Here is a 10,713-nt window from a genome sequence, read left to right on the forward strand (position 1 = left end):
GAGCGCAGCGAGCGGCGGTAGCCGAACATCGCCGCGCGCCATTTTTCTGGGGAAATTCGGTCGTACGCTAAAGCTCAGGCAACCCCACCCCAACCCTCCCCTGCCGTCGCAGGGGAGGGGGCGCATCGCGACAAGCGTCAGTCGTATCGCCTCCTCTTACATCGCCTCCTCTTACGTAGCGGGCCATTTATAGAAGTGCCCATATGAAATCCGGTTCATAGCTTTTCCGCCGTTTTGTCTCATCCAGGCCCCACAGCGCCCGATCTCGCTGCTAGCATCGCTCTTGCAATGCACAAATAAGGATTCCGCCGTTGTCCCCGATCAAGCCCAGCGCGCACCTGGCCGAAGTGCGCTATGAAATCCGCGGCGCACTGACTCGTCGCGCGCGCGAACTGGAAGCGGCAGGAACGCCGATCATCAAACTCAATATCGGCAATCCGGCCCGCTACGGCTTTTCGGTACCCGCCCATCTGCGCGAAGCCATTGCCGCGCATCTGCATGAGAGCGAGGCCTACGGTCACGAACAAGGCCTGGAAGAAGCGCGCGAAGCGATCGCCGCGCAGCAGCGCGCACGTGGCGCGCGGCATGTCCAGGTGGAACGCATCTTCATCGGCAACGGCGTCAGCGAACTGATCGACCTGAGCCTGCGCGCGCTGTTGCAGCCGGGCGACGAAGTGCTGCTACCCAGCCCCGATTACCCGCTGTGGAGCGCCGCCACCATCCTCAACGGTGGCGTGCCGCGCTATTACCGCTGCCTCGCCGAAAACCGGCACATGCCGGATCCGGAAGAAATGGAAGCACTGATCACCCCGCGCACGCGCGCATTGGTGATGGTCAATCCGAACAATCCCACCGGCGCGGTGTATCCACGCGCCTTGCTGGAACAGATCGTGGCGATCGCCGCGCGGCACCGCCTGTTGTTGCTGTGCGACGAGATCTACGACGAGATTCTCTACGACGGCACGCCGTTCCAGCCGCTGGCCGAAGTGGCGGGCAACCACCCCTGCCTCAGCTTCGGCGGCCTGAGCAAAGTACACCGTGCCTGCGGTTATCGCGTGGGCTGGCTGAGTCTTTCCGGCGATCCGTCGCGCACGCACGAATACCGTGATGCCTTGCAATTGCTGGCTGCCTTGCGCCTGTGCGCCAACGTTACCGCGCAGTGGGCGGTGATTCCGGCGCTGCAGGATGCACCGACCATCACCGCGCTGACTGCCCCGACCGGCCGCTTGTACCAGGCGCGGCAAGCCGTGCTGGATGGTGTCGCCGCCAGCCAGTTCCTGGATGTGGTGGTGCCGGAAGGTTCCATCTACGGGTTCCCGCGCGTACGCAGCGATGCCATCGCCGATTTCGACGACAACGCGTTCGCGCTGCGCCTGCTGGAAGAGGAATCCGTGCTGATCGTGCCGGGCACCAGCTTCAACGTGCCAAACAGCCGCCACATGCGTCTCACCCTGTTGCCGCAGCCAGCGCAATTGCGCGAAGTGTTCGTGCGCATGGAGCGCGTGCTGGAACGCATGGCTGCGGAAGAAGCACCGCGCGCCGCCGTGGCTGCCCGCTGACCGATGTTGCTGCGCTATCTCGCCCTGGGCGATTCCTACACCATCGGCGAAGACGTGCCTGCCCAGGCACGTTGGCCGATGCAGTTGGTGGAAAAGCTGCGCAAGCAGGCAGTGGCGATCGATGATCCGCAGATCATCGCGGTGACCGGTTGGACGACCGACGAGCTCTCCGCCGGCATGGATCAGGCAGCGCTCGCGCCGGACTACGGCCTGGTCACGCTACTCATCGGCGTCAACAACCAATACCGCGGCCGCTCGGCGGACGACTATCGCGAGCAGTTCCGCACGCTGCTGTTGCGTGCCGTTGCACTGGCTGGCCGGCGCGCCGCACGCGTGGTGGTGGTTTCCATTCCGGACTGGAGCGTGACGCCCTTCGGCTATGCCAGCGGGCGCGATCGCGCGCAAATCGCCCGCGAATTGGATACCTTCAACACGATGGCGCGCGAAGAAGCCAGCAAGGCCGGCGCGCCCTTCGTCAACATCACCGGCATCTCGCGCGAGCATGCCAATCTGGTTGCCTCCGATGGCCTGCATCCTGCTGGCGCGCAATATGCTTTGTGGACGGACGCCATCGAACCGGTGGTCGCCGCGGCATTGCGCACCGCTTGAAGCGCTGTCGCACGGACGATGTCCGCAAGCCATGCGCAAATCGGCACAATTCAATCAAAAATATTTGCACTTCCGCGCGTCAAATGGCGTCGCAAGTATTTACTCCACGTCAATTTCCTGAAAGAGTTGTCATTAGGGGACATTGGGCAACTTGCAGTGATGGGGAATGTTTAGACGTTTGCGCGTCTAGCTGTTGCAAGGGAAGACAGCTCACTAGCCTCGTTGCGCCGATGCTCCTCTATGGCCATTTATTCGGGGAGTCATCATGCAAGCTCACTACAATCGCTTGTCCGTGGCGGTACGCTTGGCGTTGTCGGTCGGCATCGCTTCGTCAGCCGTCGTGGCCCATGCACAGGACGCGGGGGCGCAACAGAACAGCACCTCACAACAGAACACGCAGAACGGCGATCAATCGCAGCCGTCCAAGACCAAGACGCTCCAGGCCGTTACGGTGACCGGCTCGCTGATTCGCCGCGTCGACACTGAAACCGCCAGCCCCGTAGTGACGTTGGATCGCGGTGCGATCACCGCCAACGGCGCGCCGACACTCGGCAACGTGCTGCAGCAATTGCCCAGCGTTTCCGGCTACGCCACCAACCCGGCCAACAACAGCAACGGCGGCGGCGGCGCGAGCCCCACGCTGGAAGGTGGCGACGGTGCCTCGCGCGTGTCGCTGCGCGGACTGGGCACCAACCGCACCCTGGTGCTGGTGGATGGCCAGCGCATGGCCAACGCGGATCTCAACATGATTCCGCAGAACATGATCCAGAGCGTGGACGTGCTGGCGGAAGGCGCCTCCACCGCCTACGGTTCGGATGCAGTCGGCGGCGTGGTGAACTTCCACCTGCGCAAGGATTTCAAGGGTGCGGAATTCAGCATCAATGACGGCATTTCCAGCCATGGCGACAGCCAGCGCCGCGGCTTCAACTTCACCACCGGCGCCAGCGGCGCGGATGGCAACATCGTGGCCGGCATCGACTGGAACAAATACACCCCGACGCTGGCCTTGCGCCGCGGTTTCTCGCAGCGCGCGCTGTACCTGTCCAGCGGCGTCCCCACGCCGCAAGGCTCGGGCACGATTCCTACCGGACGCATCCTGGTTCCGGCAGCGCTCACGCCAGGCGGCTGTCACGTGAACGCCGCAGGCAACGCTTACGTGACCCTGGCGAGCGGCAATGGCAGCAGCCTCGGCGATTACCGCTGCTATGGCGGCTCCAACGACACCTTCAACTACAACGCTTACAACTACATCCAGACCGAGCAGAAGCGCGTGAACTTCTTCGTGCTCGGCAACTATAACATCACGTCGAACCTCACCGCGTTCGCGAATGTGTTCTACAACCGCACCAATTCCTCCGGCCAGGACGCCCCGGCGCCCACCAGCACCGGCGACGGCTGGTACGTGACGGCGAACAATCCGATCAATCCGTTTGGCGTCACCTTTGGCACACCGCCGGGCTACACCGGCACCAGCTACGTGATCAGCGAGCGCCTCACCGGGCTGGGTACGCGCCTGCATACCTTCAACACCGATAACTTCCAGCTCAATACCGGATTGCGCGGCCACTTCGGCCAGAGCAGCTGGCTGTGGGATGCAAGCCTCAACTACGGCTACGCCAACCGCCAGCAGACCAATTACAACGAGGTGAACATTGCCGATCTGCAGGCAGTGATCAACGGCGGCGGCAACATCTTCAACCAGGCCGATCCTGCGGTGTCGGCACAATTGGCAAAGGGCGTGGATGCACCTGTCTATACCCTCACCAATACGATGAAGCAGTTGCAGTTCAACGCATCCGGCGAACTATGGGATCTGCCTGCCGGCGCCATGGAGCTCTCCACCGGTGCGCTGTACCGGTGGAACTCCATGAACTACACAGTGACGCCGGATGCCATTCTCAATCCTGGCACCGCCACCTGCGCCGTGCTGGCCGAGGCCTGCGGCTCGCCGGGTCGCGGCAGCATCAACGTGAAGGAGCTTTACGCCGAATCGCTGATCCCGTTGCTATCAGAAAAGCCCGGCGCGTATTCGTTGAACGTGGATATCGGCATCCGCGCCTCCGACTACAGCACCTCCGGCACCACCACCAACAAGAAGCTCGCGCTGGAATACCGACCGATCGCCGACTTGTTGATCCGCGGTACGGTCACGCAGGTGTTCCGCGCGCCTAACCTCAACGAGCTGGACGACGGCCTCACCATTGGCGGCCCCACCGTCAACGATCCCTGCATTGGCCTTACTGCCGCCACGCTGGCTGCGCACCAGGCGGCTTGCCAATTCGTGCCGCCGCAGTGGGCGGGCAACCCCATCCCGCAGGTCACGGCCTATACGTCGGGCGGCAAACCGGCGGGCGTCAATCTGAAGCCCGAACACGGCTCGTCGTTCGACCTCGGCCTGGTGTATTCGCCGAGCTGGCTGGAGGGCTTCTCCTCTACCGTCGACGTGTGGCGCATCAACCTGCATGACATGCTGACGCCGCTGGCTGCGCAGACCGTGCTCGACACTTGCTTCGCCAACAACAGCAGCCCGTATTGCAACTTCATCCACCGCTATCCCAGCAGCAACGCGTTGGCGGGCGCCGTCTACTTCTTGAACACGCCCGTTGTGAACCTGGGCAACCTGAGCACCAGCGGCGTGGATTTCAGCACCAGCTATGCCATCCCGCACTTCGACATGGGCAGCTTCAACCCCGGCAACTTCAAGGTGGGCCTCAACACCACCTATACCGGCTCGTTCTACAACGACGCCACGCCGGGCCAACCGGGCGCGAAGACGGTCAACTATGCCGGCACGTACACGCAACAGTTCGGCAGCATTGCCCGCTGGCGCGGCACGCTGACGCTCAACTGGTCGCTCGGCAACTGGAGCGCCCAGTGGCAGACGCGCTACATCAACCACATGACCGACCTCAACGCCGACATCCTTACCGGCGCGAGCGCACCGATCGCCTCGATCCTGTATCACTCGGCACAGATCGCCTACAACGTGCCGGCGATCAAGACGCGCTTCGAGTTCGGCGTGGACAACATCACCGACAAGGCACCGCCGCTGATCTACCAGAACGGCCCGAACTACAACGTCGACACGGCAACGTATGACGTGCTGGGCCGTTACTACTGGGCGCGCGCAACGGTGAAGTTCTAACGATCTGCAGTATTAGCCCCTCACCCCATCTTTGATCAATGATGGGGGAGGGCTTGGGACGCCATCCTTCGAACTCACCGCTCGCCGCAGAGCATTGCTCCGCCTAACGTCATTCCGGCGGACTTTCGCCGGAATGACAATTCGGCTTGAAATAACATCGGCGTGGACCTTTAAAATCGCGCTCTGCCCGCATACTCACCTCTGCAAAAAAGGCATGGCGTGAACACTCCGCAATCCGCCGCGTTATTGGCAGCGTTCAACCAAGGCGACATGGCTCGCGTACTGGCGCTGAGCGAACCGCCTCTGCAAGACGACGAAACCACCCTGCTACTCCGCGCCCTAGCCTTGCGCGCTACCGAACGCCTGCACGAAGCCTTGCCGCTACTCACGCGCCTGACGCAGCTTAAACCGCATACCTTCGAATACTGGAACAACCTCGGCCTCGTCGCGCGCGAAGCCGGCGACGCATCGACCGCCGAACGAGCCTTGCAACAAGCCCTGACCCTCGCCCCACAGCAGGCCGACGTGCACTACAACCTCGGCTTGCTTCATCTGCATCAAAAGCAATGGCTGGCCGCACGCAACGCTCTGCTGGACGCCGTGCGGCTCGCGCCCGACTTTATCGAAGCACGCCTGCAAGCGGCACACGCCTGCCACGTGTGCGGTGACAACACCGGTGAAGAAATCATGCTGGAAAACGCTGCCAACTGGCCGCCGCAACCCGCGGAGCAAGCGCTGACGTTGGCGAGCATGTTGTCCACCTTGGGCCAACAGGATGCAGCGCTGCGCACTCTGCACGACGCTTCGATACCGGACGGCGATACGGCCAGCATGATGCGCCTGCGTATAACCGCGATGCGCGCAGCATTGTACGAGCGCACCAACCAGCTCGATCTGGCCGAAGCCGAACTGGCGAGCTTGGCACTGAACGACTTGCCTGCGGATCACCAGCAACTCTTATGCGCCGCGTGGCTGGCGCACGCCGCCGTTGCAGCACGCCGTAACGAGTTCGCACGCGCCGCGGAGCTTTACGAGCGCATCCTGGCAACGAGCAGCGATGCCGATGTGCTTGCCCAGGCCGCATTCGGCCTCGCCGGCGCTTACGACAAGCAAGGCTTGCCACATGCCGCGTGGCAAGCCTTGCAACGCGCCCACGACGTACAACTCAGCATTGCACGCACCATCGTGCCCGAGCTGATGACCGAAGACAGCCAGCCGCTGGCGATGGCCGACCTATGCGTCAGCCGCCATGAACACGACCGCTGGACCGATCTGAAGCCGCCACGCAGCGAACAAAGTCCCGTCTTCGTCGTCGGCTTTCCACGTTCCGGCACCACGCTGCTGGAGCAAATGCTGGATGCGCATCCTGACTTCTGCGCGATGGATGAGCGCGCATTTATCCATGAATTGACCGAGCGGATGACGCTAGCCGGTCAACCGTATCCCTCGGCACTCACTGACATAACCGCATCGGAAGCCGATCAGCTACGCGACGCGTATGCAGCGATGGTGCACAAGGTCGTGCCCGAACTGGGCACGCGCCGGTTGGTCGACAAGAATCCGCTCAACATGCTGTGCCTGCCGATGATCATGCGCCTGTTTCCGGAAGCACGCATCATTCTGTGCCTGCGCCATCCGTGCGATGTGCTGCTGAGCTGCTATATGCAATCCTTCCGTTCGCCCGCCTTCATGGTGTTGTGCAGTTCGTTGCAACGATTGGCACGCGGTTATGTACGCGCCTTCGATCACTGGTTCAGCCAGGTGGAAGTGTTCGCGCCGCGCGTGCTCGAATGGCGATACGAATCGGTGGTGAATCGTTTCGACGAACACGTGCTGAAACTGGGACATTTTCTCGAACTTGATGACCCCGCCCCACTGGCGCGCTTTGCCGAGCACGCGCGCAACAAGCACTACATCAGCACGCCAAGCTATGCGCAGGTGACCCAGGGCATTCACCGTGGCGCGGTGCACCGCTGGCATGCGTATCGCGAGATGTTCGAACCGATATTGCCGATGCTGCAACCGATGATGGAACGGCTCGGCTACACGTAGGTTGGGGTGCAAACCCCAACATCGCCATGTCGATCAGGATCATGATGTTGGGGTTCGCACCCCAACCTACGAGGCCGCCGCGTTAAAGTCGCCGATCGCTTCGATCAAAGCGGTGACCCCTTCACGCTCGGCTTCCGTCAGATCCGGATTCCAGCTATCCAGGATCAACACCACGCGCGTCTCGTTGCTGCGATTCCACGCTTCATGCGCGAACGTATCGTCGAACGTAACGCAACGCCCTTCCTGCCAGACATGCGTTTGGCCACCCACGCGCAAGGCGCAATCGGGCGGCACGATCAATGGTAGATGCGTCACCAGGCGCACGTTGGTGACACCGGTATGCGGCAGGATGTGCGTGCCTGGGCTCAGTACGGAGAACAGGGTTTCCGGCGCATGGTCGCGGATGCGGGTCAACGGCAGACTATCCAGTAGCGCTGCCGTGCGCGGGCAGGCATCGGCGTTCGTGTCATAGCGCTCACCATGCCGGTAGAAGAAATACGCATCCCACGCGGCAGGTTGTGTGCCTGACGATTGCAGCATCGCCTGTTGCGATTGTCCTGGTGGTGGTGCGCCGAGGAAAGCTTCCAGGCTTTGCTCGCGTGCAAGCACGCTGTGCAGTTCTTCACGTATCCCATCCGTGGCGGCTTCCAGCGCGTCATGCCATGGAAAGCGCTCGCGTGCGTAATAAGGCTGGCTGGGAACGTCGGGAAAGTAGAGAAATCTCGGCTGCTGGCGCGGATCAGGCGTCTTCGCGGAGCGCTCACCCAGATAGGCTTCCAGGCAATGCTCGACGCGCCGCATTTCCTCCACGCCATAACGCTGTTGCAAGGGCTCCAGCACGCGGCGAAACCAGGCCAGCCGCCCCGTATCGACATAGCGCATGGCGTGTTTCACGGCCTCGCGCAGACCGGATGCCGTGGTTTCATCACTTAGCCAGCGCCCCTGGTTTTGCGCCGTACGCAAGGCCCCGAAATACGCCGTCAGCGCGTCGTGCGGCTGCCCTGAGCGTTCCAGCGCCATGCCAAGCCGCAAGCGCTCCACGAACAGCGACGGCGCCTGCTGCACGGCTTGCCGCAGCGTGCGGACCGCCGCAGTGAAATGCCCGGCCGCCAGCTGCGCGGCGCCGAGCACCTGCAAGGCCTCCAGATCACCCGGAATCTCCTCCAGCACGAGTTGCAACAGCTGACCGGCCTGCTGCAGATCGCCACGTTCCAGGCAGGCATGCGCTGCCTTGCGCCATTGCGCGCACTGCGTCTCGGCAGATGTGTTCATGGCTTGTCTCCCCTCCCCGTAGCCGTTATCGCACACTGCCTTTGCCGGAAAAAAGAGCCACGGCAACCTCTTTGCAACCTTTTCGCCATCGCACGGTGACGTTCCGGCGCCAGACTGTGATCCCGGCAACCTACCGGGGAGTCATGCCATGGCCATCCTTCGCTGCCGAAGCGCCTTCATTTCCGACGTCCATCTGGGCACACCCGACTGCAAAGCAGCCTACCTGCTGGATTTCCTGCGCAGCCTGCAATGCCAGCAGTTGTATCTGGTGGGCGACATCATCGACCTGGAATCACTGAGCCGCCGCCGCTGGTGGCATCCGGACCACGGCACCGTGATCGCCGAAGTGCTGGACATGGCGCGCCGCGGCGTCGAGGTGATCTACATTCCCGGCAACCACGACTGCGCACTGCGCGGCCTGGTGGGACAGTCCATCTGCGGCGTACGCATTGAATTGAACGCCATCCACGTCGGCGCCGACGGCCGCCGCTATCGCGTAAGCCACGGCGACGAATACGACCCCGAACAGATCGGCCGCAGCTGGATGCTGCACCTTGGCGAAGCCATGCACCGCTTCGTGTGCTGGGGCAACCGCCGCATCAACGCCTGGCGCCGTCGCATGGCAATGCCGTACCTGCCGCTGTCGATCATCGTGAAATCGCATGTCGGCAAAGCGCTGGCGTATATCCGCGCCTACGAAGAACGCGTTGCCGCCGGCGCACGCGAACACAACGTGGACGGCCACATATGCGGCCATATCCATTTCGGCCAGGTGCGCACCATCGACGGCGTGGTCTATCTCAACGACGGCGATTGGGTAGAACACTGCACCGCGCTGATCGAGGACGAACACGGCGCCATGGAATTGATCCATTGGAGCGAACAGCCAACCGCGCTGGGCCATGCCAGCCTGGAACAGGTACAGCCCTCGCCCATGGCGGCACTGGCGCTGGCGCCGCTGGCTCGACGCAAGAAGCACGACGAGGTCGAACTGCCATCCGCGGCCTGATCCAAGGGTTATGTAGGCTGGGATGAAATCCCAGCATCGCCAGGCTCAACGAAGCTGGGATTTCATCCCAGCCTACGAAAGCCGGCCTTGATCCCCGCCGCGCCGCCAGCATATCGAAGGGCTACAATTAGCCCCTTCTCTGCTGGAGTCCTGCCCCTCATGTCGCTCGAAACCGCCACCCGCGAACGCATCGAAACCCTGCTGAAAGACCACCGCGTGGTGCTGTTCATGAAGGGCACCCGCTACCAGCCGATGTGCGGCTTCTCCGCCGCCGCCACCAATACGCTCAACGAGCTTCTGCCGGATTACCACACCGTCAACGTGCTGGAAGATCAGGAAATCCGCGAAGGCATCAAGGCGTTCGGCAACTGGCCCACGATTCCGCAGCTGTACGTGGACGGTGAACTGGTCGGCGGCGCCGACATCATCCGCCAGATGTACGGCAGCGGCGAATTGCATCAACTGTTCGGCGTCGCCGCCCCGGATCGCACGCCACCGGAAATCACCATCACCGACAAGGCCGCCGAGGCTATCCGCAGCGGCACCGCCAACGCGCAAGGCATGGCGCTGCACCTGGAAATCGGCCCCGACCACAGCGCCGGCTTCCAGCTGGCCCCGGCGAGCGAGCACGACATCGTCGTCACCGCCAACGGCATCGAAGTGCACTTCGACCCCGCCAGCGCCCAGCGCGCCAAAGGCATCGTGATCGACTGGGTGTCCACCATGCAGGGCGAAGGCCTGAGCCTGAAGTTTCCCGGCGCCGCCAACGCCGGTGGCGTGCAATCAATGAGCGTGCAGGAACTCAAGCCCCGCCTCGCAGCCGGCACCATCACCTTGGTCGACACCCGCCCCGCCCAGGGCCGCGCCATCGCCAAACCGCTGCCGCAAGCACGCATCCTGGAAGAAGAAGGCCACGCTGCCCTCGCCAACCTGCCCAAGGACACACCGATCGCCTTCATGTGCCACCACGGCATCTCCAGCCGCGGCGTCGCCGAGCAGTTCGCGGCGCATGGGTTTACGCAGGTGTATAGCGTGGATGGTGGGATTGATGCGTGGGCGGCGGAGAT

The 10,713-nt window shown here is 62.8% G+C and carries 7 protein-coding genes; 6 read left to right on the forward strand and 1 reads right to left on the reverse strand.

The features are described 5' to 3' along the window. The first annotated feature begins 311 nt into the window (after window positions 1–311). From VJR68_RS20705 to VJR68_RS20720, 4 genes are all read left to right on the forward strand, one after another. Window positions 312–1,559, forward strand: coding sequence for an aminotransferase class I/II-fold pyridoxal phosphate-dependent enzyme (locus VJR68_RS20705; RefSeq protein WP_324150703.1), 1,248 nt, complete (start codon window positions 312–314; stop codon window positions 1,557–1,559). Between the two features lie 3 nt (window positions 1,560–1,562). Continuing rightward, entirely contained in the window at window positions 1,563–2,168 is a 606-nt protein-coding gene (locus VJR68_RS20710; RefSeq protein WP_324150705.1) for an SGNH/GDSL hydrolase family protein, read from the forward strand. Between the two features lie 265 nt (window positions 2,169–2,433). Further along, window positions 2,434–5,313, forward strand: coding sequence for a TonB-dependent receptor domain-containing protein (locus VJR68_RS20715; protein WP_324150706.1), 2,880 nt, complete (start codon window positions 2,434–2,436; stop codon window positions 5,311–5,313). Between the two features lie 219 nt (window positions 5,314–5,532). Next, window positions 5,533–7,365, forward strand: a complete 1,833-nt coding sequence (locus VJR68_RS20720) for a tetratricopeptide repeat-containing sulfotransferase family protein (RefSeq protein ID WP_324150708.1) — start codon at window positions 5,533–5,535, stop codon at window positions 7,363–7,365. Window positions 7,366–7,431: 66 nt separating this feature from the next. Here VJR68_RS20720 and VJR68_RS20725 read toward each other — a convergent pair whose 3' ends face one another. Further along, on the reverse strand, window positions 7,432–8,637 hold the full coding sequence (locus tag VJR68_RS20725; protein WP_324150710.1) for an aspartyl/asparaginyl beta-hydroxylase domain-containing protein: 1,206 nt from the start codon (window positions 8,635–8,637) through the stop codon (window positions 7,432–7,434). Between the two features lie 148 nt (window positions 8,638–8,785). Here VJR68_RS20725 and VJR68_RS20730 point away from each other — a divergent pair, with 148 nt between their 5' ends. Continuing rightward, window positions 8,786–9,646, forward strand: a complete 861-nt coding sequence (locus VJR68_RS20730; protein ID WP_324150711.1) for a UDP-2,3-diacylglucosamine diphosphatase — start codon at window positions 8,786–8,788, stop codon at window positions 9,644–9,646. 159 nt (window positions 9,647–9,805) lie between these two features. Then, a partial coding sequence (gene grxD, locus VJR68_RS20735; protein ID WP_324150713.1) for a Grx4 family monothiol glutaredoxin occupies window positions 9,806–10,713 on the forward strand: 908 nt, incomplete at its 3' end.

Origin of the sequence: Dyella sp., assembly GCF_035277725.1 — a bacterium.
Lineage (GTDB): Bacteria > Pseudomonadota > Gammaproteobacteria > Xanthomonadales > Rhodanobacteraceae > Dyella_B.

Excerpts from the sequence above, each read along its gene's own strand:
- VJR68_RS20710 (WP_324150705.1), top strand. The coding sequence starts at position 1,563 with ATGTTGCTGCGCTATCTCGCCCTGGGCGATTCCTACACCATCGGCGAA.
- VJR68_RS20730 (WP_324150711.1), top strand. The coding sequence starts at position 8,786 with ATGGCCATCCTTCGCTGCCGAAGCGCCTTCATTTCCGACGTCCATCTG.
- VJR68_RS20715 (WP_324150706.1), top strand. The coding sequence starts at position 2,434 with ATGCAAGCTCACTACAATCGCTTGTCCGTGGCGGTACGCTTGGCGTTG.
- VJR68_RS20725 (WP_324150710.1), bottom strand. The coding sequence starts at position 8,637 with ATGAACACATCTGCCGAGACGCAGTGCGCGCAATGGCGCAAGGCAGCG.